Origin of the sequence: Vibrio sp. YT-18 (genome assembly GCF_033337345.1) — a bacterium.
GTDB lineage: Bacteria > Pseudomonadota > Gammaproteobacteria > Enterobacterales > Vibrionaceae > Vibrio > Vibrio alginolyticus.
Genome location: NZ_JAWOQO010000231.1, coordinates 1 through 1101, shown reverse-complemented (window position 1 = coordinate 1101; position 1101 = coordinate 1). Strand labels below are relative to the sequence as shown.

Genomic DNA, 1101 nt, shown 5'->3' with positions numbered 1-1101 from the left:
ATTCTGAAATCCAACCACATTGCCGACAAAGTCATTAATGAACTGAATTTAACTCAACACCCTGAATTTACGAGCTCCGGTGGACTAAAACAAAAAATCGACGACATCAAAGCAGTCCCGTTAGTACAAGATTTATTGAATGTCTCTCCTAGCCCAAAAGAGACATCACAATACTCTGAGTCTTACTATCAAGCACTTCAAGCCTTCAAAAGAAAGCTAGAAATTGAACCTGTTCGTAACACACAGTTAGTGCGAATTAGCTTTCGTTCTGCCGATCCAAAGTTAGCAACAAGAGTCGCGAACGCGGTTGGTCAGGCTTATATTGATGCCAACTTCGAAGCCAAGCTCGTAGTGACTCAAAATGCAGCAACATGGCTGACTAATAACTCTCAAAAACTCGAAGAGCGCTTAAAAAAATCAGAGCATGCTTTGCAAGAGTTTTTGCTCAAAGAAGGCCTGATTGATATCAACGGCATCGACGACATCTACGCCAACGAACTAGAAGAGCTTAACCGTAAACTCAATACCGCTGTCAATAAGCGTATCGAAGCGCAAACCTTGATCCAACTACTAAAAAGAAAATCTTCTCAGAATCTTGATAGCCTGCTGTCCATTGACGAGTTTGCCAATCAAGCTCAGATTCGTGATTTAAAACTTTCCGAAGCCCAAGCTGCGAAGAACGTTTCTGAACTGGCGCAACGTTATGGACCAAAACACGATCGAATGGTCCAAGCGAAAGCGCAACTCGCCTCTATTCAAGAGCGAACTCAGCAATTGATTCGCGAAATCTCTTTTAGTAAGCAACAAGACTTACTTGCAGCGAAAGCTCAAGAAGACATGTTGCGCGAAGAACTGAACAGAAAAAAATCAGATTTCCAATCATTGGGTTCGCAAAAGGCGCGCTATGAGCAATTGAAACGAGAAGTAGAGTCAAACAAAGATCTTTACGAAGCTTTCCTAAATCGAGAAAAAGAAACCAGCGCTACTAGCGATTACAAAAATGTGACCGCTCGCTTTACTGATAACGCGATCATTCCACTGTTTCCTGTCGCGCCACAACGAATGAAACTGGTGCTTATCGCCACATTCTTCGGTTTTGCT

General features: G+C 42.6%; 1 protein-coding gene. It reads left to right on the top strand.

Translation table 11 applies throughout. The annotated features are described in order from the left end of the window. Window positions 1-1101: GumC family protein (locus R7M72_RS25625; RefSeq protein WP_318056532.1), on the top strand; the 1101-nt coding region annotated here is incomplete at both ends.